The following is a 24,202-nucleotide window of genomic DNA, read 5'->3' on the forward strand; positions in this document are numbered from 1 at the left end:
CTGCGCCCCGGCTCCGTCCGTGCGCGGATCAGCGTGCGACGAGCGTCGCGATCTTCGGCTTGGCCGCGATTACCGGGACGGCTGCCGCCTGCTGTGCGGCCGATCCTGGATGCGTGCCATCCGCGCTGTTGGAGGTCGAGACCATGGACCCGGCCGGATGCGCCTTGCGTGCGGCATAATAGGGTGTCCTGACCGTATAGCTGCCGTCGCCATTGTTCACGACCGACAGGGCCTGCGACGCGATTTCCATGTTGGGGCCGCCCGGCTCGAACACCAGATATTCGCCCGCTCTGGGCGCGACGGTGGCGGTCATCCGTATCCCGGCACCGGAAATATCGGTCCCCATAATGAGCGCGGCGGCCAGCGTCCCGCCGCCGGACGCGGCCACCGGCGTCGGCTTCCATTTCGGCGTGCCCGTGCCGTCGTCTGCCGCCTGATAGGCCGGACGCAGATCGACCGCGAGCGCCAGCGGGGCGGGGCGCGTCATGATCCAGTCGTTAACGGTCTGCAGCGGCGACTGGCTGGCCAGGCCATTGCCCGTCTGCGCCGACGGCACGGTACGGCCGCTGGTCGTGTCGATGGTGCGCGGGGTGACCGTGGACTGGATGATCGGTATGCCGGGAAAGGTCTTGGCCAGGAAGCTCCACCAGGCGGTCGCCCGTGCTTCCATGTCGTTGACGGCGATGTCGGGCGCGGTGCCCTCCGCATGGGACATGGACGAGAAGTCGTTGCGCAGTCCCTGGCTCCAGATCGCCGAGAACGGCCAGGCCTGTCCCCCGTTCAACACGGTGTGGATATGCGAGAGCAGGGCATAGCGCAGGCCGAAGCGCCCCTCGGCCAGATCCATGAAATCGGCCATCTGCGCGCCGTGGTGGCCGAAATTGCCGATGCCGAAGCGGCCGGTCGTCGCATCGTCGTCCAGCCCGCGCGTGACCCCGCCCACCATGCCGCGCGCACTGGCGAGCTGGGGCAGGTCGTCCTGCTGGGTGATGCTGTCGCCGATTTCCAGGATGGACGGCTGCCGCGTCCACGGGACCAGCACCGCGACGGGCGAATAGCCGTTGGTGGTGTTCGCGGTCAGCCCGACATTCGTGATCGAGCCGCCCATGGCATAGGCCGGGTTCGCCGCCGCCAGATGCCGCCGCGCCTCGCCGATCTGGCCCATGCTGGTGAAACCACGCGGACGCGCGGCCCCCATGGCGGTACTGATCGAGGTGCGCAGGAAGCCGCCCGGCCACGGCGTCGGCACGGGATCGCTGATGACGAAGCCGCCATCGCCGATCACCACGCTGCCCGCCCCGCCAAAGGTCAGCGCAATGCGTGTGCCGGTGCCGTTCGCACCGGTAAACGCGACGACATAGTCCAGCATGTTGGCGTTGCCCGGTCGCAACTCGCGCGCCGTTCCTGCCGGGCGCGAATTAGGATCGAGGCCGAAATTGGTGAATACCACGCGCCACCCCGCCGGCTGCGGCGTCAGATAGAGATCGGACAATTCGGTCAGCCGGTTCGCGTCCGACGCGACCATCCGGTACAGGTCCGCGCCTGCGGTCCGAAAGGACGAGGTGCCGAACATCCAGGCCGGGCCGCTGGGCGTGCCTGCGGGCTGGCCGTTCGCGGTGGCGACCGGCACGGTGCCGACGACCTGCGCCGATAGCGGTCCGCCGAAAAGCGCCGCCCATGCGGCGATCATCATCGAGAGCCGCCGCATCACGGCACCCGCGCGAGCGTGGCGGCGCATTCGGTCGCACCGGTCGGCAGGACCACGTCGACGATCGCATGGCTGCCTAGCGTCACCAGCGCCGCGCCGCCCGCCGCATCGCTGCTCCCCCGGGTCAATAGCGTCAGCATCGCGACCCCGTCCGGCCCGCGATATCGCAGCGCCAGCGTCCCGCCATTATAGGATCCGCAGGCCTGACCGAAGACATAGGCGCCGCCGTAAACGACCTGCGCCGCGGCCGCGCTGTTGGCGGCGGCGAGGACCAGGCTTTCCTGTTTTCCCGCAACCGGCAGGGGGGCCGCTGGACCGACGGGCACGCAACTGCCATCCGCCTGTCGCACACACGGCGCCGAGCCGGGGGCATAGCCGCCGGGAAACTGGACCGAACTGCCCATGGTCTGGGCCTGGAGGCCCTCGCCGCCGATCCATGACGCCAAAACTAGCGTCAGGAAACCAAAGACACGAATCATATGTAGCTCCCCCCTGAGTCGCTACCACTATGTTCTTTTTATGTTCCTGTAGGACAGCGGCTTCGTAAGCATTTTTTTGGTGCCACGCCACGCACTATGCGTGGTTTAGCGGGGGATGATCGTTTTGGCGGTCTCGCGAGCGAGGCGAACGCCCTCGTGGATCCGTTCGCGATACCAGGGGCGCATGACGACGGGTGCCTTCAGCACGGTGTAATGGCCTTTGCGTCCGCTGCTGGGCGTGGTCGACGCATTGTAGCGCAGGCCCGCTTCCTCATTGCCCGTGATCAGGCGGTGCGGGTGCCGTTCGCGGATCGGATCGATCGCCAGCGTATAGGCCACCGGGCCGGTTGTCCGCAAAACGCCCATCCGCCCGTCATTGCGCTGCCACCAGCGGACATTGGCGATATTGTGGACCACCCGGTTGATCACCGCCGCCAGAAAGGGGTGCTCCGGCGCGGCGATGACATGCCATTGCTGATATTCGCCGCTGGCAATGTGCTTGAGGTCGCGGTGACGCCCGAAACCCGCTTCGGCCGGGCGTGAGTTGGGCGACCATAGGGAGAGGAGAAACTGGTCTTCGTCCGCGATGATATCGTCAAGCGGTCGTGTGGCACCGCTCTTCACGTCGAGATAAACACCACCCAGGGCGTGCACGACCAGATATCGGAAGAAGTCCGACCTTGCCGCATGATAGCGGGGATCGAGCAGTCGGTAGCTTTTCAGCATGTCCGTGCCATAGTGCGTCTGGATCAGCGCCTCGACGTCCGCCTCGTCATAGAGGCGATGGACCCAGTTCGGATTTTGCTGCTTCAGACTGTCGATCGTCTCCCGCCAGGCCGGGGGGAGTTCGTCGCCCTGCCAAATCTGATGGATGAGCCGAGGAATGGCGCGCCCGCTATTCTCGTCGATCATTGTCATCGTCTTCATTCCCCGTGGCAAATTCACGCCGCGATGAAGGCGCGCAGTCGGTCGACCAGCGCGGTACGGTTGGCGCTCTGTTCCAGCTGGAAGGGCGTCAGGTCGGGCGTGGTCAGCAGCGCCTCGAGTTCCTCGTCGGTATGCGCGACATGGATGCCCGGGCGGTCGCACAATGCGGCCACCGTCGCCAACTGATGCTCGTTGCGATGCTCGCCCAGGCTGGCGCGGCGCGGATAGAGGATGATCGGCTTGCCCGCGCGGCCCGCGCTCAGGATGCTGCCGATGCCCGCATGGCCGACCATCACGCTGGCCTCTCGGACGAACCGGTCGAAGGTGACGGGATCGAGATGCTCGTGCCGGTCCAGGTGCGGGCGGGCGTCGGTGTCGCCGCACGTCTGCGCGACGATGCGCAGGCCGCGCCGCCCGGCAATCGCATCGAGCGCTCCGACGAAGCGGGGGAAGGGCAACTGGGTGCCGACCGTCGCGAAGATCACAGCACCGACCCCGCATAGCCCGCGCCCGTCCGTTCGGCGACGAACGGCCATTGCGACAGCCACAGATCGGCATGCGGGCGGGCCTTTTGCCCGGCCATCGACAGTTCCTCGGCATTGGCGATGCTGTCGACCCACACCGTCCTGATCCCGAACCGCCGCCCGATCGCGAGTGTCAAGAAGCCGGGAAGCGCACCAGTGCTGACGATCACCTGCGGACGGACCCGTGCGATGACGCGCAACAGGTCCAGGGTGCACAGCACGGCCGACATCGGACTGTTGCGGTTGCAATCATGGATCACACGCACGCCCGCGATCCCGGCGCGCTCGCCCAGGCCGTTCATCGTCGTGGCGAAGGTGATGTCGTGGCCGGTAAACGCATCGCGCAGCAGCAGAATCTGCTCCCAATGACCGCCGCCGGACGCGACCGCCAATATTCTTTTGCGCTTGTCCGCCAATTTTCGTCCCCCGTGATGCCCAAGCCATATCCCGCGGGATCAGTGCCCACAATCGTCCAGGCGGGGCCTGCCGTACCGCGTCCGCGTCGAAACGGCACAGGACGCGGCCGCAAGAAACAGGGACCGGACGCCGAAGACGTGCCGTCCACGATCATGGCAGCGTGATCGGAACAATATCTGCGGGTGTCGCCACCAGCGGCCGAATGAGCGCTTTCGCCTGTCGCGAAACCGGTCGATAATGCCGCTCGCGGCATATCGTTATGGAAGGTCCAGGCATTGACGGCGGATAGCAGCGACCTTCAGGTGCCCGTGCATCGGTTCAACCTGAACCTGCTCTACCCGCTCGATGCGATCCTCCATGCGCCGACCCTGACCGAAGCGGGGCGGCGCGTGCGTTTGAGCCAGTCGGCGATGAGCCACGCGCTGCGTCGCTTGCGCGAGCATTTCGCCGATGACCTGATCACCTATCTGAACGGCGAAAAGCAGCTGACGCCGCTCGGTGTCGCGCTGCGCGACGAAGTCCGCCGCGTCATGCGGGAGGTCGATGGCACGTTCAATTTCTCGCTGGTCTTCGATCCCCTGACCTCGGCGGGCACCATCACCGTGGCCGCGGCGGATGCCATCGAACAGATACTGCTCGGCCGGATGCAGCAGTTGCTGGTGGAAAGTGCGCCAAAGCTGGTGGTGAACGTCATCCCGCTCGATCCCCGCGATCCGCGTCGCGTCCTGGACCAGGGCGCGGACCTGCTGCTGCTGCCCGTCGCCGAGGCGTTGCCCGAACTGGAGCGGGTGCCGATCATCGAGGATCATATGTCCTGCATGGTCTGGACCGGCCATTCGACATTGCACGGCAAATACGAGATCGACGAGGAAACCTACCGGGCCGCGCGCCATATCACGGCGCGCGACGAGCGATTGTCCGGGTTCGCAGGCGACGCGCACGCGCTGGAGCTGCTGGGCGCGCGACGGATCGTGATGCGCACGACGTCGCAGGCGGCCTTGCCCGGCATCATCATCGGCAGCGACCTGATCGCCACGGGCAGCGTGTGGCTGTTCCAGCATTACGCCTCCATCCTGCCGGTGAAGGTAGTGGCGGCACCCTTCGAGCGGCCACGGACGATGATCGTTGCCCAATGCGCGCCCCATAAGCGGCGCGATCCGATGCTGGGCTGGTTCGCCCGGCAGATCGAGGAGTATTTCCGCCAGGAACGTCGACCACCGCCATGATCGATATGGCTCATGGGGGCATGAACATTTCGAATTTGCCTGTCACATGAGTGAAGCATAGCCTTTCCCATGACAGAAAGCCCGGCTGGTTCGTCACCACGGCCAAGACACGGACTATCGTCAGCAGGAGTACGGCCGCGGTCGCAGCCCCATGGGGCGTCGCCGCATTGTTCGCCGCAAGGCGTTAACCGTTTGTCTAACCATGGGTTCGTTCTGTCCAGCGTGCGGCTTCGCCGTGCGGGGGTGGCGTGTGCCCTGGGGAGGGGATTTTATGCTGGATCTGACCGTTAAGGGGCGTCGTCTGCTGGGATTTGCCAGCCTGAGCATCATCGCGACACTCGGCGTGGGGGTTCCTTCCGCCGCCCTGGCGCAAGCCGCGCGGACGGGCACCATCGATGTTCCCGCAATGGCGATGGACCGCGCGCTGGACACCATCGGCCGCCAGTCCGGCGAGAACGTCAACTTCGATCCCGATGCAGTCAAGGGTCTTACGTCGCGCCCGGTTCGCGGCGCACACTCGGCGAAGGAAGCGATCCGCGCGGCGATCAAGGGCACGAGCCTCGCCGTGTTTCCGGCGGTGCAGGGTGGGCTTGTCGTCGCGAACGACATCGTCGTGACCGCGCGGCGCGACGAGGCGGAGACCAGTGTGCTGGTCCGCCAGGCGTCGAGCTCCGACCGCAACGGCCTGGGGCTGCGCGGCCAGCCGCGTAACACGCAGATCATCACCGCCAAGACGATCGAAGAGCAGCAGGCGCTCAGCATCACCGACATCCTGCGCAATGCGGGCGGCGTGTCGACGTTCGGCAACACCCCGAACAGCGGCGCGAGCTACACCATTCGCGAATTCTCGGCGGGTGGCCTGGTCAACGGCCTGACGACGACATCGCAATATGGCGTCAACGCAGGGGCCGATCAGCCGGTCGCCAATATCGAGCGGGTCGAAGTCCTGAAGGGGCCCGATGCGCTGCTCGCCGGGTTCGGCAATCTGGGCGGCAACATCAACGTCGTGACGAAGAAGCCGAGCGCCGAGGAGCGTTTGGCGGTCGGCGTCGACACGGGTTCGTTCGGACTGGTTCGCGGGGTGATCGATGCCAACAAGGCGATCACCGCCGACAACAAGCTGTCGGGGCGCGTCATCGCCAGTGCACAGACGATGGACCATAACTACGGCGGCTATACCGGCGACAAGAACTGGCTGTTCGCGCCGACGCTGCGGTACAAGGATCGCCTGACCGATATCGTGGTCGGCGCCAGCATCAACGAGGGTATCAGCGGTATCGGTGCCTTCACCCTGTTCGACAACAAGACGCGGCAGATCATCGACCGCGATCCATCGCGTCCGATCTATGCCGACAATCAGGGCATTCGGATCAACACGAGCCGTTTCTACTTCGATGCGACGCGGCAGGTCATACCCGGTATCGACCTCGTCCTGCGCGGTATGCATGACCAGACCCTGTTGACGACGCGGGCCGCAAATGTCGGTTACAGCCGTGCGGGCGCCCTGATCGCCGATACCCAGGGTTCGCGGCAGGACGGCTCGTCCAATGCCTTCGACGGCTTCGTGCGGATCAAGACGCATATCGGTGACGACGTGAAGGCCAGTTTCAACGTCGGCTATAACTACAGCGACGGTTCCGGCGAGCAGCAGAGCGGAACGGTCTACAACCGCGCCACGAACCCGTCGCTCACGGCGGCCACGCCGCTGGTCGTCGTGCCGTGGTCGCCCTTTGGCAATGTACAGATTCGCACTGGCGGCAAGCAGGAGGGGGTGTATGGCCAGGCCCTGATCGAGTTCTGGAAGATCAAGATCCTCGGCGGCGTGCGCAAGAACTGGTTCGAAAGCACGTCGCAGACCTTTTTCGCGGGCCCGTCGCCAATGGTGGTGCAGCGCAAGAACGGCCTGTCGCCGAGCGGCGGCATCATCTTCGACGCCACGAACAACCTGTCGATCTTCGCCAACTATGCGCGCGGCGAGCAGGCGACGTTCACGGCGGCCAAGGATGGCTCCATCCTGCCCAACATCATCACGAACAACAAGGAAGCGGGCGTCAAGCTCGACCTGTTCGGCAAGCGCGCGACGATCAATGCGTCCTATTTCGACATCCAGCAGGACAACATCATCGTTCGCGATCCCGCAGACCCGACCAACCTGTTCCCGGGGCCGGGCCAGCGGGGACGCGGGATCGACCTGAACATCGCCGGGCAGTTGCTGCCGGGCTGGTCGGTGCTGGCGTCGCTGACGCGTACCAAATATGCGCTGCTGACCACCAATTCCCTGCAGACCGTCGTGGCGAACCAGCCGCGCGATACGTACAGCGTCTACTCGACCTATCGCACGAAGATCGCCGAGGGCGTTTCCGGCGGCGTATCGGGGGGGCTGTACGGCCGATCCAGTTCCTACGCCAATCAGCTCGGACAATATGTCGTCCCGCCGTCGCGGCAGTTCGACATGAACGCCTTTGTGAGCGTGCGCGGTTTCGACATCAACATCGGTGTCCGCAATCTGTTCGACCGCCGAAACTACGGTTCGACCTCGCTTTTCACCTATGTGCCGGTCGGCGAGCCGCGCAGCGTCCGTCTCAGCATTTCCAAGCGCCTGTTCTGATCGGGTAAACGCGAACCATGATGCCACCCCCAGCCAATGTCGAGGAGACCCGCCGCGAGGCGGGTCTCCAGCCCGCCCAGCCCGCGCGCGAACGATGGGCCCATGCCTGGCGGCTCAGCACGCGCTACTTCGTGTCGGACGACTGGAAATGGGCGTGGTTCCTCGTCGCATGCTATTGCGTGATCGAGGTCGGCACGACCTCCGTCTTCCTGCTGTCCAACACATGGCAGCGTGAGTTCTACGATACCATCGAGCAGCGGCAGGGCGGACTGTTCCTGTCGCTGGTCGTGACGTTCATGATGATCTCAGGATTGGCGATCGGGACGCAGTTCCTGCACAATATCGTCGGCTGGACGTTGTCGATCCGCTGGCGGCGGTGGCTGAACAACTGGTATCTCGGACGCTGGTTCGCGCGCGACCGTTTCTACGAGATTGAGCGGTTGCGGATGATCGACAACCCCGACCAGCGTATCGCCGAAGACCTGCGGGCCTTCACGTCGATGGGCCTGGAATATGGCAATTCGCCGCTGAGCATCACGATCTCGATGGTGTTCAGCCTGGTGCGCGCGGTCGCCTTTGCCGCGATCCTGCTGGAAACCTCGTCGCCCATCGCCATCCCGCTGTTCGGCTATCGCATCCCGCTTCCCGGTGGCGACCTGATCTGGTTCTCGATCGCCTATGTCGTCTTCGGTACGGTCTTCATCGCCTGGATCGGCAAGCCGTTCGTCCGGCGCAAGATGCGCGAGCAGCATTACGAAGCCGATTACCGCGCCGGCCTGCTCCACGTCCGCCGCAACGGCGAGCAGATCGCCTTTTCCAACGCGCGGGCGATCGAGCAGGACGGCCTGAAGAACGCCTTCGCCAATATCCGCCGCAACTTCTATCAGTTGATGCTGGCCAATGCGGGGCTGAGCGCGGGTCAGGACATCTATCAGCGGACGATGCAGGTCGTGCCGTTGTTCCTGACCGTGCCGAAATACTTCGCCGGCGCGATCACCTTCGGCCAGGTTCAGGGGGCACGCGATGCCTTCACGCAATTCGCCTCCAGCCTGTCCTTCATCGTCCAGTCCTACCCGAGCATCGCGCGGCAGGTCGCCAACATCAACCGGTTGAAGGCGCTCGACGACGCGATCGATTACGAACGCCCGCGCGGGATCGGCTTCACGCCGGGCGGCACGCCCGATGGCGTGGCGATCAGCACGACCGGGCTGATGCTGCGTCGCCCGAACGGCGAGCCCTTGCTGCAAGTGGCAGACTGGACGATCCGCCATGGCGAGCGCTGGGTGATCGAGGGGCCGTCGGGCAACGGCAAGACGACGCTGCTGCGCGCCATCGCCGGGCTGTGGCCCGATGGGGCGGGGCAGGTGGCGATGACGCGCGCGGGCACCGCGATGCTGGTGCCGCAGCGGCTGTACCTGCCGCTCGGCACGTTGAAGGCCGCGATCTGCTTCCCGGACAAGGCGGAGGATCATGACGATGCCGAGGTCGCCGCGCTGCTGAAAACGGTCCGACTGGAAACGCATGTCGACGCGATGCACGAACTGCGCATGTGGCAGGACGAACTGTCCCCCGGCGAGCAGCAGCGCGTGGCGCTGGCGCGCATCCTGCTCCAGCGGCCCACCCTGCTGGTGCTGGACGAGGCGACGAGCGCGCTCGATGCCGACAATGCGGCCTATTTCTATCAGACGGTGCTGGCGGCGATGCCCGACTCCACGATCGTCAGCGTCGTGCACAATGACAAGCTCGCCTCCTATCACACCCACCGCCTGCAACTGCATCACGGCCATGCGACCCCGGCCCGGATCGAGGTGGAATCATGACCATGTTGCTGACCCAGACCGAGGCCGACCTGCGCGACGCGGCGCAGATGGCGGTTGAACTGGCGGGCAAGCGCGGCGCGCGCGCCCGTGCCTCGGTCCATCACGAGGGCATCGCCAAGATCGCGGTGCGCGCCGGTGAAGTCGAGACGGCCGAGCGTAGCGGCAGCCAGGGCCTGGGCCTGACCGTCTTTCACGAGGGGCGGCGCGGATCGGCTTCGACCGCCGCGTTCGACCGGGCCTCGATCGCGCGACTGGTCGAGGAGGCGATGCTGATCGCGGGCCATGTTCAGCCCGATCCCGACGCCGACATGCCCCCGGCGTACGCTCTGGCCTTTGCGGGCATGATCCCGACGATCTACGCCGACAGCCCGCGCGGGCCCGAGACGTTGCTCGACGCCGCGACCACGCTCGACGGGGTGGCGAGCGGCATCGCCGCAGCGGACAGCCGGTTGCGCGCGGGCGAGTCGGTGGCGGTGGCGACCGAGGGGCTGTGGGCGCTGGCGACCAGCGACGGTTTCTGCCGCAGCGTGATGCGTTCCAACGACACGCGCTGGACGGTGATGCTGGCACAGGATGCGGGCGGCAGCATTTCCGACTTCGCCCAGTCGCAGCAGCGCCGGGTCGAAGACCTGCTTTCCGCCGAGCATCTGGCGACCCTGGCCGCCGAGCGCGCGCGCGGTTCGCTGGGGGCGAAGGCCGTCGACAGCCGCCGCTGTCCCGTGCTGTTCGAGCCGCGTACCGCCGCCACCCTGGTCGGCGAGTTGGCGGGGGCGCTGACCGGCGCGGCGCATTATCGGCGCATGAGCTTCCTGCCCGATCCGATCGGACGCCGGGTGGCGGCCCCGCATCTGAGCCTGCACGAAGACCCGTTCGAGCCCCTGGGGCTGGCCAGCGGCGGCTTCGACAGCGAGGGCATCGCCGGATCGTCGCGCGCCATCCTGCGCGACGGCGTGGTCGAGGGGCTGTTCCTATCGAGCTTCTCGGGGCGCAAGCTGGGCCTCGCCTCGACCGGCAATGCCGATGGCTATTACAATCTGCGGCTGACGAGCAGCGCGGAGGGCGGCGACTGGGAGGCGATGCTGCGGAGGCTGGGCACCGGCCTGGTCGTCAGCCAGTTCCAGGGCGGCAAGACCGATCCTGCCAGCGGCAACTGGACCCAGGCGGTTCGCGGCCTGTGGGTCGAGGACGGGCGGGTGGTCCATGCGGTCAACGACGTCACGCTGGCCAGCACGATGGACGCGATGCTGAACGGCATTCGCGCGGTGGGCAGCGACGTGGAACGGCTGGGTTCGATCCGAACGGGCGCGATCCTGATCGACGATATGCAGGTAGGAGGCAGGGCATGAACGGCGGCGACACGGCGCTCGACCGCGCGCGGATACGGCTGCTCGGCCCGGCGGGACTGGACGAGGCGGCGATCGGCCGGGCGCTGGGCGTCCTGGCGAGCGGCGGCGCGGACATTGCCGAGCTGTATTTCGAGGCGACCAGCATGCGCAGCTGGCATCTGGAAGGGGGCCGCGTCACCCAGGGCGGTTTCTCGATGCGGCAGGGTGTCGGTGCCCGGTCGGCGCATCGCGGCCAGGTGAGCTTTGCGCACTCGGCCGATATTCGCGAAGCCGCATTGCTCGACACGGCGCGCGCGGTGCGGACGCTGGAACGGCGGGGCGCGGTGGCCAGCCACCCGCACGGCCTGGCGCTCAACCGCCGGGCGGCGGCGCATGCGCTCTATCCGGCGATCGACCCGGTCGCGGTCGAGGATGCGACCGCCTGGATCGCGATCTTGAAGCATATCGACGAACAGGCACGCACGCATGACGCGCGCATCGTGCGGGTCGATGCCAATGTCCGTGCCACCGACACCACCATATTGGTGGCGGAGGCCGACGGCCTGCTCGCGGGTGACGTCCGGCCGATGACGATCCTGTCGATGGTCGTGATCGCCGAGCAGAATGGTCGACGCGCTCGCGGGCAGGCGGGGCTGGGGCGTCGCGCCGGGCTGGAGGGTTTTCCGACGGCCGAGGTCGACACGATGGTCGCGACCGCGGTCAACATGGCGCTGAACAATCTGGACGCCATCGCCGCGCCGGTCGGCGAGATGCCGGTCGTGCTCGGCCCGGGCTATCCGGGCGTGTTGTTCCACGAGGCGGTCGGCCATGGCCTGGAGGGCGATCACCACCGCAAGCACCTGTCGGCGTTCGACGGCAAGGTCGGTGAGCGGATCGCCGCGCCCGGCGTGACGGTGATCGACGATGGCGGCCTGCCGGGTCGGCTGGGCTCGCTGGGCGTGGATGACGAGGGCAGCGCGCCCGACCGGACGGTGCTGGTCGAGGACGGGGTGCTGACCGGATTGATGCAGGACCGGCTGAACGCCGGGCTGATGAACGCGCGTTCGACCGGCAATGGCCGTCGCCAGTCCTATGCGCATCTGCCGATGCCGCGCATGACCAACACCTTCCTGGCAAACGGCACCGCCGAACCGGACGATATCATCGCCTCGATCGATCGCGGCATCTACGCCACCGAGTTCGACGGCGGGCAGGTCGATATCGTCACCGGTCGTTTCAACTTCACCACGATCGAGGCCTGGCTGGTCGAGAACGGCCGGCTGGTGGCGCCGGTGCGCGGCGCGACACTGATCGGCGTCGGGCACGAGGCGCTGCGCCATATCTCGATGATCGGCAACGACCTGGAACTCGATACCGGCATGGCGACCTGCGGCAAGCAGGGCCAGCAGCTTCATGTCAGCGTCGGCCAGCCGACCCTGCGCATCGACCGGATGATGGTCGGCGGACAGGCCGGCTGAACCCCATTTTCCCCAGAGGATACAGTATCATGCGTAACGCGACCGAGCAGGATTTCGACGACATCGTGATGAAGAACGACAAGCCGGTGCTGGTCGACTTCTGGGCCCCCTGGTGCGCGCCGTGCAAGGCGCTGGCCCCGACGCTGGACGAATTGGCGGAGGAATATGCCGACGAGATGGAGATCGTGAAGGTCGATATCGACGCCAATCCCAAGCTGGCCGAACGGTTCGAGGTGCGCGGTATCCCGCTGCTGCTGATCGTGAAGGAGGGGGCGGAAACCGCTCGCGCCTTCGGCACCATGTCGCGCAGCCGTCTCGACGCGTTCGTCGATGCACATATCGGGGCGGAATGATGGCCGACATCGCATTCCACGGCGACCCCGCCGTCAAGGCGCAGGCGCAGGAGCGGCTGCACCGACACGTCACCGCCGGGACCTTCGTCTATTTTCCCGCCTGGGAAAACGGCAATGCCAATGTGATCGGCGCGGTCGTCGAGGCCGACGATACGCCGCTTTATGCCCAGACGCTGGGCTATCCCTTCGCCCTGGCCGAGACCCTGCCGAAGTTCGTCAATGACGGCTTTGGCGAACGGGAAGATGCGGCGATCTTTGCCGAGGCCTGGCTGGCGCGCACGCCCGTGGGGGCGGACCTGTCACACATCGTCTCGCAACTGGTGGTGGAACTTCTCGACGACGTCGAACTGGTGGAGACCATCGGCGTCCACCCCGACCTCGAACATTGTCGTGCGGGGATCGTAGACCTGCACCGACGCGCGCTCGCTGGCGAGATGCCCGATCGCAAGGCCTGGAAGGCGCTGCGGCTGAAGGCGGTCGCGGCCACGGACGCTGTGGGCGATGCGCCGCTAGATCGCCAGGCGGGCAATGTCGTCGAGGCGGCGGCATGGCCCGGCACGATGCGCACGGTCCTGCGCGATACGCTGACCGCGCGGAGTTCGTTCGGCCTGACGCGCGCGCTCGCCGAGGTCGGGTGGACCATGGAGAAGGAAGGCCAGGTCTTCCGCATTCGCGAGCAGGCCGAAAAAGACGGCTACAAGGCCGAGTTCTCCGGCCTGGAACGCCTGCTTGCGATCCTCGACGCCGATCATCCGGCGCTTGCGGCGGGATTTCGCACGCGGCTGGAGCGCATGGGGCAGTCGTCGGAACAGTGTCGCGCGGTCGCCTGGCGTGCGATCGAACTGATGGAGACGGCCCCCATCGTCGCATCGATACCAAGCCCCGCGAGCGTGGAGGCCTGAGATGCAGAGCGACACCGCATCCGCGACCCGGCACAGCAAGGTCCTGATCATCGGCTCGGGCCCGGCAGGCTACACCGCCGGGGTCTATGCCGCCCGCGCCGCCCTGTCCCCGATGCTGATCGAGGGGCCACAGCCCGGCGGCCAGCTGACCATCACCACCGAGGTCGAGAACTGGCCGGGTGACGAAAGCGTGCTTGGCCCCGACCTGATGGCGCGGATGGGCGAACAGGTGCGCAAGGCAGGGGTCGCGGTCGTCAGCGACCTGATCGTGGAGGTCGACCTGACCGCCACGCCGTTCCTGGCGGTCGGCGACGGCGGTACGCATTACACCGCCGATACCATCGTCGTGGCGACCGGCGCGTCGGCGCGCTGGCTGGGGCTGGACAGCGAAACCGAGTATCGCGGGCGTGGCGTATCGGCCTGCGCGACATGCGACGGCTTCTTCTATCGCGGCCGGGTCTGCGCGGTCGTCGGCGGCGGCAATACCGCGGTCGAGGAGGCGCTGTACCTCACCAACTTCGCCGAGAAGGTCTATCTGATCCATCGCCGCGACAGCTTGCGCGCCGACCGCACCAATCAGGCGCGGCTCCATGCCAATCCGAAGATCCAGATGATCTGGAACGCCGAGGTGGCCGAGGTGCTGGGCGACGCCAGTGGCGTGACGGGGGTGACGCTGCGCGATACCCGCAACGGCGACGAGACGGAGCTGGGGGTTCACGGCCTGTTCGTCGCGATCGGCCATGACCCGGCGACGTCGCTGTTCAAGGGGCAGCTCGCGATGGACGACGAGGGCTATATCCTGGTGCAGCCGGGCTCGACCGCGACCAGCGTGCCGGGCGTGTTCGCGGCGGGCGATGTGCAGGACAAGCTGTTCCGCCAGGCCGTCACCTCGGCGGGCATGGGCTGCATGGCCGCGCTGGAGGCCGAACGCTATCTGGCCGGGCACAGCACCCATGCGATCGCGGCCGAAGGCGCCGACGCCGACCTGCTGGTTTGAAGGGAAGACATGATGACGAACCCCTTGCTCGACACGCTGGATCTGCCTCGCTTCGGTGAGATCGAACCCGATCACATCGCGCCCGCGCTCGACCGGGTGATCGCCGATCATCAGGCCGTCGTGGCAAGGATCGTCGAAACCCGCCCGACCGATTTCGATACGGCCTGGATGCCGCTGGAGCGTGCGGACACGGCCATTTCCGCCGTCTGGTCGGCGGTGTCGCACCTGCACGGCGTCGCCGACACGCCCGACCTGCGCGCCGCCTTCGCCACCGGGCAGAAGCGGCTGGTTGAGAACCATCTGAACGTCATGCAGAACCAGGCACTGTACGACGTCTTGGTCGCCCTGACGGAAACCCCGGCGTTCGCCGCCCGGTCGGATGCCGACCGCATGGCGGTGACGCATATGGTCCGCAATTTTGCGCTGTCGGGCGTCGCGCTGGCGACCGAGGAGCGCGAGCGTTTCGCCGCATTGTCGGTCGAGCTGTCGCAACTCTCGACCACCTTCGGCAATGCGGTGCTCGACGCGACCGATGCCTGGTCCGAGCATGTCGAGGACGAAGGCCTGCTCGCGGGCCTGTCCGAGGCGGACAAGGCGATGTTCGCCGATGCGGCCCGCGCCAAGGGGCTGACCGGCTGGCTGGTCACGCTTCAGATGCCCAGCGTCAACGCGGTCATGACCTTTGCCGAGGATCGGGGCCTGCGCGAACGGGTCTATACCGCATCGGGTACGCGCGCGTCGGACCAGGGCCCCGATGCGGGCCGGTTCGACAATAGCGGCCGGATCGCCGACATCCTCGACCGGCGGCGCGCGGCGGCGCGGCTGCTGGGCTTTGCCTCCCCCGTCGAATGGTCGCTCGCCACCAAGATGGCGCCGGACGCGGGCGAGGTGATCCGCTTCCTGCGCGATCTGGCGACGCGCGCGAAACCGGCGGCGCAGGAAGAGGTGGATTCGCTGGCCGACTATGCCGCCGGGCATCTGGGCCTGACCGACCTGAAGCCCTGGGACATGACCTATGTCGCCGAGCGGCTGCGCCAGGCGCGCTACGCCGTGGACGAGCAGCAGGTTCGCGCCCATTTCCCGGTCGACCGTGTCGTGGCCGGGTGGCAGCGGCTGCTCGATCGGCTGTTCGGCATCCGCCTGGTCGCGCGGCCCGACATTGCCGTCTATCACCCGGACGCCTGCTATTATGACGTGGCGGACGAGGATGGCGCGGTCTTCGCGGGCGTCTATGTCGACCTTCATGCGCGTCCCGGCAAACGCGGCGGGGCGTGGATGGCGCAGGCGCGGCCGCGGCTGAACGACGGCAATGTCCAGCGCGTGCCGGTGGCCTATCTGGTCTGCAATTTCGCGCCGAACACCGACGCCCACCCCTCGCTGCTCAGCCACAAGGAGGTCGTGACCTTCCTGCACGAGACCGGGCACTGTCTGCATCACCTGTTCACCCGGGTCGACCGGCCCAATATCGCCGGCACCAACGGGTTCGAATGGGATGCGATCGAACTCCCCAGCCAGTTGATGGAGGATTTCGCCTGGGACCGCGATGTCCTGCGCGACATGTCGGGTCATCACCAGACGGGCGCGCCCTTGCCCGACGCGTTGTTCGACAAGCTGATGGCGGCGCGCCATTTCCTGTCGGGCATGTTCATCGTCCGCCAGGTCGAGTTCGCGCTGTTCGACCTGCTCCTGCACATGGGCACGATGGGCAGCGACCCGATGGAGGTGATCGAAGCGGTCCGCGACGAGGTGGCGGTGGTCCGCCCGCCATCGTGGCACCGTTTCCCGCATGCCTTCACCCATATCTTCGCGGGCGGCTATGCCTCGGGCTATTACAGCTATCTCTGGGCCGAGGTGCTGGCGGCGGACGGTTTCCAGTGTTTTGCCCAGGCGGGCTTGGTCGATCGTTTCACCGCCGCCAGGTTCCGCGACGAAGTGCTGGCGCGCGGGGCGAGCCGTCCGGCGGCCGACAGCTTCCGCGCGTTCCGTGGGCGTGATGCCGACCCGGCCGCGATGCTGCTGCGCCATGGGCTGGCCGTCGATGTCCGCTGACGCCGGCATGGCCGCCGTCCGCGCTTGGCGGACCGACGCGATCCGGCGGATCGAGGCGGACTATAACCGCTCGGCCGACACGCACCTGATCCGGCTCGATCTGCCGCGCTATCCGGGGATCACGCTATACCTGAAGGACGAGAGCAGCCATCCCACCGGCAGCCTGAAGCACCGGCTGGCGCGCTCGCTGTTCCTCTATGCGCTGTGCAATGGCTGGATCGGCCCCGACACCTGTATCATCGAGGCGTCATCGGGATCGACGGCGGTCAGCGAGGCTTACTTTGCCCGGATGCTGGGCTTGCGCTTCATCGCGGTCGTGCCCGCGACCACGGCCGCGCCCAAGCTCGATGCCATCCGTTTCCATGGCGGCGAAATCCATGCGGTGGACGACCCCCGCACCGTCTATGACGTCGCGCATCGCCTGGCGAGCGAGACGGGCGGCCACTACATCGACCAGTTCACCTATGCCGAGCGGGCGACCGACTGGCGCGGCAACAACAATATCGCCGAGAGCATCTTCGCCCAGATGGCGGACGAGGAGCATCCCATTCCCGCCTGGATCGTCTGCGGCGCGGGGACGGGGGGCACGTCGGCGACCATCGGCCGCTATATCGGGTATCAGCGTCACGCGACCCGGCTGTGCGTCGCCGATCCGGTCCATTCGGTCTTTCATCGCCATTTCGGCGATCGCACGGTGACATCGCTGCCCGATGGCTGCGCCAGCCGGATCGAGGGGATCGGCCGTCCGCGCGTCGAGCCCAGCTTCATCCCCTCCGTGATCGACCGGATGATCGCGGTGGAGGACGCCGCCAGCATCGGCGCGATGCGCGCGCTGTCCACCCGGCTGGGGCGGCGCGTCGGCGGGTCGACCGGCACCAACCTGATCGCCTGCGCGCAACTGATCGAAGAGATGGCGGCGGCGGGCGAGCGGGGGGCGGTCGTCACCCTGCTATGCGATGGGGGCGAACGCTATGGCTGCACCTATTATGACGACAACTGGCTGGCCGAGCGCGACGTCGACTGGCAGGCGAGCCAGCCGGGCGTCGAGCGCCTGTTGTCGTTGACCTGACGCTGCCCGGCGGACCGCCAAAGGCTTTGCGGTGCCCGCAGGTGGCATAGGGCGGACACGGATCGACGTCGTTGCCTCTACGGCCTCACTTCACGATTTCGGAGAGCGTTTCGGCCAATTCGCTGCTCCGGAACGGCTTGGTGATCCGGGGCACGGCCGGGTCGATGCCCTCGGCTTCCGCATAGCCCGACACGATCAGGGCGGGCAGCGCGGGCTGGATCGCCTTTACCGTCTCGACGAGCTGGGCCCCGGTCATCCCCGGCATCAGGTGATCGGTGACGAGAAGGTTCGGGGCCAGCCCATCCTCGATCATCCGAAGGGCGGCCTCGCCCGAATGCGCCTCGACCACGTCATAGCCGAATTCGGACAGCATATGTGCGGTGCTCATGCGCACCAGGTCCTCGTCATCGACCAGCAGGGCCACGCCGCGCGCGTCGTGATGCTCGATCGCCTGGGCCGAACGCTGCTCGACCTCGGGCAGGTCGTTGCCGACGCGCAGCCAGAGCGCGATGATCGTCCCCTGGCCGACTTCGCTGTCGATGGTCAGCGCACCGCCCAGCTGGGCCGCCAGTCCGTGCACCATCGACAGACCCAGCCCGGTCCCCTTGCCGATCCCCTTGGTTGAGAAGAACGGCTCGACCGCGCGGGCGCGGGTCTTCTCGTCCATGCCGATGCCGGTATCCCCGACGCTGACCCGAATATAGTGACCACGCGCCAGGCCGGGACGCGGCTCCAGGATGGACTCGCGCGTCACCGCGATGGTCAGCGTGCCGCCCTCGGGCATGGCATCGCGCGCATTCACCGCCAGGTTGAGCAGCGCCATTTCCAGCTGGTTGGGGTCCGCCTTGGCGAGCGGCAGATCGGATGCCGCGTCCAGGTTCAAGGCGATGGTCGGCCCCAGCGTCGATCCGATCAAGTCGCGCATCCCCTGCACCAGCAGCGGCACATCGACCGCGATCGCCTGAAGCGGCTGGCGACGGGCGAACGCCAGCAGGCGCTGGACGAGGGTCCGGGCACGCTCGGCGGACTGTAGCGCACCGTCGATCAGCCGCCGCTCGCGGTCGGAGCCCAGCCCCTTGCGGTGCAGCAGGTCGAGCGATCCGACGATCGGGGTCAGCAGGTTGTTGAAGTCGTGCGCGACGCCGCCGGTCAGGCTGCCCATCGCCTCCATCTTCTGGCTTTGCCGCAGGGCTTCCTGCGCGGTCTGGAGTTCGGCCTCGCGTGCCTTGGCATGGCTCAGGTCTCGTCCCACCGCGATGAAATTGACGCCGTCGGGCTCCGGCGCGACCGTCCACTCGATCCATTTCCAATCGCCGTCACGGGTGGCGATCCTGTTCTCGAACCGTGTCGGCCGTGCCGTGCGCGCCATGGTCTTGATCGCGGCGAGGGTGGGGGCCGTGTCATCGGGGTGCATGAATGAGGCATAGCCGCGCGACAGCAATTCCTCGGTGGTCCAGCCGAGCACCCAGTTCCAGGCCGGGCTGACCGCGGACATCATCCCGCTATAATCGGCGCGGGCGAGCATGTCCTGCGACAGGTTCCACAGCCGGTCGCGCTCCGCCGAGCGCGCGGCGACCTGCGCCTCCAGCGTTTCGTTCATCTCCTTCAGACGCAGCTCGACGTTGCGACGCGCGGTGATGTCGTTGAACAGCACCGCGATGCGGCGGCTGGCGGCATCGCCCACGCGAAAGGCATGGACATCCCACCATCGCCTCAACGCGGCGGAGCCTTCCTCCACCCGGTCAGGGATACCCGTCGTCGCGATCCTGCCATAGAAATCGAACCAATGCTGTTCGTGATGGGGCACGACCTCGCGGATCCGGCGGCCGGCAGGCTCAAAACCGGCCTGTTTCTCGAAGGCGGGATTGGCCTCGACGAAGCGATAGTCGACCGGATGCCCCGCCTCGTCGAAGATCATGTCGATGATGCAGAAGCCGACCTCGATATTCTCGAACAGCGTCCGGTAGCGCGCCTCGCTGTCCTGCAACGCGATCAGGCGGGCGCGTGCGTCATATTGGCGGCGACGCGCCCGGACGGCCGAACGCACGATGCTGATCAGCGTGGTCGGATGAAAGGGGCGTTCCAGGAAGGTGACGTTGCCCAGCACTTCGAGATGGCGCGCCGCAGCCGGATTGCGCTCCAGCCCGCCGCCATGGCGGGTCAGCAGGATGAACGGCAGGTCGGACCATTCCTCCTGGCTGCCGAGCCAATCCGACAGGCCGGACAGGTCGGCGGTCGCGATCGCTTCCTCGGTGACGACGACGAGCGCCGCGCCCTGGTCGAGTTCGGCGACCAGATGCGGCAGGGACGGGCAGATCGCGGTTTCGAGATGCGCCTCGGCCAGCATCGCGCTCGCCAATACCGCATCGCGTCCGCGCGGTGCCAGGACCAGGGCACGTTCCGAAACGGTCGTCCGCTTCACGCCCCGTCACCGTCCGAAAAATCGTCACCATTCAGCAGATCGTTCGTCCCATGCAGCGTCGGCACCCCGCGCAGCACGCCCTGGAATTTGATCAGCGGCTCGCCGAGCGTGATCCCTCTGCCGCCGATCCGGTATTCGCGGATCGTGTTTTCGTGAGGGCCAGTGCGCTTCTTGACGATCGAAATGGCGCGGCGCACCCGGCCCAGCGCCTCGAAATAGCGAAGCAGGATCACCGTATCCGCTAGATAGGTCACGTCGACCGGCGTCTTCATGTCGCCGACCAGCCCGTGCTGCGCGACCGTCAGGAACGTCGTTGCGCCCTGGCGATTGAGATATTGCAGCAGCTCGTGCAGGTGAAGGATCAGCGCCTGCTCACCCGGCATCGCGGCCTGATAGCCGTTGAGGCTGTCGACCACGACCGTCCTGGCGCCATATTCCTCGACCGACCTCCGTACGCGGGAGGAAAATTCGCCGGGCGATAGCTCGGCGGCGTCCACCTGTTGCAGCAGCAGCTTGCCGTCGTCGATCATCGCCTGAAGGTCGATGCCGATCCCCAGCGCGCGCTCGATCAGCAGGCCGACCTCCTCATCGAACACGAACATCGCGGCACTTTCGCCGCGCGCCACCGCCGTCTGGATGAAGGTCAGCGCGATCGAGCTCTTGCCCGTGCCCGCCGGGCCCAGCACCAGCACGCTCGACCCGCGCTCGATCCCGCCGCCGAGCAACTGGTTCAGCTCGGTGGACTGGGTGGTCAGCACGTCGCGGTCGAAGCTGGTTCGATGTTCGGCGGACACCAGGCGTGGAAAGACGTGGATGCCGCCCGTTTCGATCGTCGTGTCGTGATAGCCGCCACGGAACCGGCGCCCCCGATATTTGACGACGCGAAGCCGCCGCCGCTCGGCCCCATATTCGGGGGCGAGCTCTTCCAGCCGGATGACGCCGTGCGCCACCGAATGCACCGTCTTGTCGTTGGTGTCGGTGGTCAGGTCGTCGAGCATCAGCACCGTCGTCCGGCTCTTGGCGAAATAATGTTTGAGCGCCAGGATCTGCCGCCGATAGCGCAGCGAGCTCTGCGCGAGCAGCCGGATCTCGGACAGGCTGTCGATGACGAGGCGGTGGGGCTTCACCCGCTCGAACGCCTCGAAGATGCGCTTGGTGGTCTCGCCCAGTTCCAGGTCGGACGAATAGAGCAGGCTCTGCTGCTGGTCGTCGTCGAGCAGGTTTTCCGGCGGGATCAGTTCATAGACCTCAACCCCGGTCAGGTCCCAGCCATGGGCCGTCGCGGTGGTGCGCAATTCGTCCTCGGTCTCCGACAACGTGACGTACAGGCACCGCTCGCCCGCCGCCGCGCCGGTCATCAGGAACTGGAGCGCGATGGTCGTCTTGCCCGTGCCCGGGCTCCCCTCCAGCAGGAAGGTCCGCGCCCGTTCGAGTCCGCCCCTGAGCACATCGTCCAGTCCACGCGTGCCGGTCAGGGCGTCGTCCGTCGCGAAAGAAGGCAATCCATTTCTCCCAGATGCCGTCGTAGATCCGGCGTTTGCGGCCCCGTACCTTATCATGGCGGTCTGCGCCCGTTCTTATCCGCAATCCAGACAAGAAACATGTCGGGATCGAGTAGGTTCATCGATCACAGCATCAGAAGGGCGATGCGCCGATAGGGCAATCTGATTCAGGCTCCGGGAGGGGGCCGGAAGGTCAAGCCGAGGGAAGCCGCAGGGTTGCGATCGTCCCGCCGCCCGGAGCATCGGCCAATGTGAACTCACCGCGATGCCGGGCCACGAAATCGCGGACGATGCTAAGGCCGAGGCCCACACCGCCGGTGTCGCGGTTGCGAGAGGCGTCGCCGCGCTCGAACGGCCGCAACAGGCGTTCACGGTCCGCCGCAGGGATGCCGGGGCCGTCGTCCGCGATCGAAATGGCAATGGTGGCGTCGTCGTTGCGCACCGCAATCGTGCCACCCCCCGCATAATCAATCGCGTTGCGCACCAGATTTTCGACCGCTCGGCGAAATGCGGGTTCGGCCACCAGGATCTGGGCATCGTCACCCGGCAGGAGCCGGACTGCTGCCTTGTCCCGAGCCATCTCCTCGACGATCGCCGCGAGCAGCGGTCGAACGTCCAGCACGTCCGCCGGTGTCGCGGCTTCCCGCGCAAACGCAAGCACCTCGCCGATCATCGCCTGCATCCGCTCAATATCGGCGACCATGCGCGCGCGCTGCGGCTCGGGTGTCGCTTCGATCCGCAGGCGCAGACCGGTCAACGGGGTGCGCAGGTCGTGGGCGATCGCGGTCAGCATCCGTGCGCGTTCGGTCGCCTCGATGGCCAGCCGGTTGCGCATCGCGCCAATCGCCGCGGCCGCATCGCGCAGTTCACGCGGCCCCTCCTGCGGAACCGCCTCCACGGTGTCGTCGTCGAGCGCACCGGCAAGCGCGCGAAACGGGCGGGTAAGCCGTCTGGCGAAGAACCATGCGATAGGCGCGAGCAGCAACAGGCTGACGGCCAGTGCGATCAGGATGTTGCGCTGCCACCCACCGAGAAACGGTCGGGCCGGCTCCACGCTCAGCCATCGGCCATCCGACTGGCGGACGCTTGTTGTGAAGCCGGTCATCGGCAAGTCGATCAGCGCCTTGCGGACCGCACCGCTGGCGGCACCGGGCGGGACCATCTCGAAACGGCCGCGCGCCCGTCGCAGCAAGACGAACGAGGGTGGAAGAGCCCTGGCACCGGGGGGCAGCATCGTGCTGACGGTTGCCTTCTCGACATGCACGCCGATCCGTTCTGTCCTGCCCGGCCATGTCACCTGTACATCCTTGGTTTGGCGACCCAGTTCGGCTGCGATCAGTCCTTCCAGCATCATCAGGCGTGCGCCGTGCGGGGGCCCGGCGACTAGGCGACGCTCGAAACCCGGCTTGGGCGCCCGCAATGCCGCGACCGCTTCCCCCACGCTGATCCGTTGCACCGGTGGCTGGGGCGCGAGGATGACGATCGTCGCCGTGGTCGCGACGCTCAACGTCGCAACGGCGATGCCGAAGCCGCCGATCGACACCAGCGCGCTGGGCGCGCGCTTCATGCCGGATGGACCGATGGCAGGAAACGATATCCGACGCCGCGCACCGTCTCGATCAGCGGGGCAGGATGCGCCTCGGCAAGCTTGCGGCGCAGGCGGCTGACGGCGATGTCGATAGCTCGGTCATAGGATGCCGTGTCCAAGCCACGCGCCAGGTCGAGGAGGGCATCGCGGGTCAGAATCCGCCCCGGCCGCCGGACAAAGGCGGCAAGAAGCGCATGTTCGCCCTCGCTGAGCGAGAGGAGGTGCCCGGCGGGGTCGCGCAACCGTCGTTGTTCGATGTCGAACCACCATCCGGCGAAAGCCATCCCGCCGTTCGTGCGCTCGCTGTCGACCCGTTCCACTCCGGGGCGGCGCAGAAGCGCACGCACCCGCGCCAGCAATTCGCGCGGCTCGAACGGTTTGGTCAGATAGTCCCAGGCGCCGACCTCCAGCCCGACGATGCGGTCGGTCACGGCGTCGAGCGCGCTGAGCATCAGGATCGGCGTGCCGGCGGGCGCAAGACGGCGGCACAGGGAAAGTCCGTCCTCGCCTGGCATCATCACGTCCAGCACGATCAGGTCGGCCGTCGCACGCAACAGTTCCCGCTCGCACGCCGCCGCGTTGCCCACGGCGCGGACCGCATAGCCATGCCCGCCCAGGAAATCGGCGAGCGCATCTCGGATGCTGGCATCGTCGTCGACGATAAGGATCGTGCTGGCTGCTATGGTATCGGCTTCCATGGACATGGCTCTACCAAGGTCATGTAGCATTTGCGTATCATCGCCCGCTACCGAACGGCCATCACCACGCTACCCTTCTCCGCTTGAACGCCATCCTGACGAATGGTCGG

The 24,202-nt window shown here is 66.8% G+C and carries 19 protein-coding genes; 10 read left to right on the forward strand and 9 right to left on the reverse strand.

Annotated elements, in window-relative coordinates:
- Window positions 1-28: 28 nt before the first annotated feature.
- The 5 genes from U1703_RS11665 to U1703_RS11685 form a co-directional block, all read right to left on the reverse strand.
- Window positions 29-1,738 carry a hypothetical protein gene (locus U1703_RS11665; RefSeq protein ID WP_332785823.1) on the reverse strand — a complete coding sequence of 570 codons (1,710 nt, stop codon included), beginning with the start codon at window positions 1,736-1,738 and terminating at the stop codon, window positions 29-31.
- Complete coding sequence (locus U1703_RS11670) at window positions 1,708-2,187, reverse strand: hypothetical protein (protein ID WP_332785824.1); 480 nt, start codon at window positions 2,185-2,187, stop codon at window positions 1,708-1,710. Before U1703_RS11670 ends, U1703_RS11665 begins: the two co-directional genes overlap by 31 nt.
- Before the next feature lie 105 nt (window positions 2,188-2,292).
- Entirely contained in the window at window positions 2,293-3,114 is an 822-nt protein-coding gene (locus U1703_RS11675) for a glycosyltransferase family 32 protein (RefSeq protein WP_332785825.1), read from the reverse strand.
- A gap of 14 nt (window positions 3,115-3,128) precedes the next feature.
- Complete coding sequence (locus U1703_RS11680; RefSeq protein ID WP_332785826.1) at window positions 3,129-3,599, reverse strand: glycosyltransferase; 471 nt, start codon at window positions 3,597-3,599, stop codon at window positions 3,129-3,131.
- A complete protein-coding gene (locus U1703_RS11685; protein WP_332785827.1) occupies window positions 3,596-4,054 on the reverse strand; it encodes a UDP-N-acetylglucosamine--LPS N-acetylglucosamine transferase in 459 nt (152 codons plus the stop codon). The genes U1703_RS11680 and U1703_RS11685 overlap by 4 nt, the downstream gene beginning before the upstream one ends.
- Window positions 4,055-4,330: 276 nt before the next feature.
- On the opposite strand from U1703_RS11685, the gene U1703_RS11690 reads away from it, so the two are divergent.
- From U1703_RS11690 to U1703_RS11735, 10 genes are all read left to right on the forward strand, one after another.
- Entirely contained in the window at window positions 4,331-5,281 is a 951-nt protein-coding gene (locus tag U1703_RS11690; protein ID WP_332785828.1) for a LysR family transcriptional regulator, read from the forward strand.
- 271 nt (window positions 5,282-5,552) lie between these two features.
- Window positions 5,553-7,889: a TonB-dependent siderophore receptor gene (locus U1703_RS11695; RefSeq protein WP_332785829.1), complete on the forward strand. Its 2,337-nt coding sequence runs from the start codon at window positions 5,553-5,555 to the stop codon at window positions 7,887-7,889.
- A gap of 17 nt (window positions 7,890-7,906) precedes the next feature.
- Window positions 7,907-9,709, forward strand: coding sequence for an ABC transporter ATP-binding protein/permease (locus U1703_RS11700; RefSeq protein ID WP_332785830.1), 1,803 nt, complete (start codon window positions 7,907-7,909; stop codon window positions 9,707-9,709).
- Window positions 9,706-11,055: a TldD/PmbA family protein gene (locus U1703_RS11705; RefSeq protein WP_332785831.1), complete on the forward strand. Its 1,350-nt coding sequence runs from the start codon at window positions 9,706-9,708 to the stop codon at window positions 11,053-11,055. The genes U1703_RS11700 and U1703_RS11705 overlap by 4 nt, the downstream gene beginning before the upstream one ends.
- Window positions 11,052-12,512, forward strand: a complete 1,461-nt coding sequence (locus U1703_RS11710; protein ID WP_332785832.1) for a metallopeptidase TldD-related protein — start codon at window positions 11,052-11,054, stop codon at window positions 12,510-12,512. Before U1703_RS11705 ends, U1703_RS11710 begins: the two co-directional genes overlap by 4 nt.
- 29 nt (window positions 12,513-12,541) lie before the next feature.
- A complete protein-coding gene (trxA, locus tag U1703_RS11715) occupies window positions 12,542-12,865 on the forward strand; it encodes a thioredoxin (protein ID WP_320452431.1) in 324 nt (107 codons plus the stop codon).
- Window positions 12,865-13,767, forward strand: coding sequence for a hypothetical protein (locus U1703_RS11720; protein ID WP_332785833.1), 903 nt, complete (start codon window positions 12,865-12,867; stop codon window positions 13,765-13,767). The genes trxA and U1703_RS11720 overlap by 1 nt, the downstream gene beginning before the upstream one ends.
- 1 nt (window position 13,768) lies before the next feature.
- A complete protein-coding gene (gene trxB / locus U1703_RS11725; RefSeq protein ID WP_332785834.1) occupies window positions 13,769-14,764 on the forward strand; it encodes a thioredoxin-disulfide reductase in 996 nt (331 codons plus the stop codon).
- Between the two features lie 9 nt (window positions 14,765-14,773).
- Entirely contained in the window at window positions 14,774-16,813 is a 2,040-nt protein-coding gene (locus tag U1703_RS11730; protein WP_443025799.1) for a M3 family metallopeptidase, read from the forward strand.
- Complete coding sequence (locus tag U1703_RS11735) at window positions 16,803-17,882, forward strand: PLP-dependent cysteine synthase family protein (RefSeq protein WP_332785836.1); 1,080 nt, start codon at window positions 16,803-16,805, stop codon at window positions 17,880-17,882. The genes U1703_RS11730 and U1703_RS11735 overlap by 11 nt, the downstream gene beginning before the upstream one ends.
- An 85-nt stretch (window positions 17,883-17,967) precedes the next feature.
- On the opposite strand, the gene U1703_RS11740 is transcribed toward U1703_RS11735, so the two are convergent.
- The 4 genes from U1703_RS11740 to U1703_RS11755 all read right to left on the reverse strand — a co-directional run bounded on the left by U1703_RS11740 (window position 17,968) and on the right by U1703_RS11755 (window position 24,092).
- A complete protein-coding gene (locus U1703_RS11740; protein WP_332785892.1) occupies window positions 17,968-20,229 on the reverse strand; it encodes a hybrid sensor histidine kinase/response regulator in 2,262 nt (753 codons plus the stop codon).
- 71 nt (window positions 20,230-20,300) lie between these two features.
- Window positions 20,301-21,806 carry an ATPase domain-containing protein gene (locus U1703_RS11745; RefSeq protein WP_332785837.1) on the reverse strand — a complete coding sequence of 502 codons (1,506 nt, stop codon included), beginning with the start codon at window positions 21,804-21,806 and terminating at the stop codon, window positions 20,301-20,303.
- A 193-nt stretch (window positions 21,807-21,999) separates the two neighbouring features.
- Window positions 22,000-23,373: a sensor histidine kinase gene (locus U1703_RS11750; protein WP_332785838.1), complete on the reverse strand. Its 1,374-nt coding sequence runs from the start codon at window positions 23,371-23,373 to the stop codon at window positions 22,000-22,002.
- Window positions 23,370-24,092 carry a response regulator gene (locus tag U1703_RS11755; RefSeq protein ID WP_332785893.1) on the reverse strand — a complete coding sequence of 241 codons (723 nt, stop codon included), beginning with the start codon at window positions 24,090-24,092 and terminating at the stop codon, window positions 23,370-23,372. The genes U1703_RS11750 and U1703_RS11755 overlap by 4 nt, the downstream gene beginning before the upstream one ends.
- Between the last annotated feature and the right edge of the window lie 110 nt (window positions 24,093-24,202).

It is taken from the genome of Sphingomonas flavida, assembly GCF_036663655.1.
Classification (GTDB): Bacteria; Pseudomonadota; Alphaproteobacteria; order Sphingomonadales; family Sphingomonadaceae; genus Sphingomonas.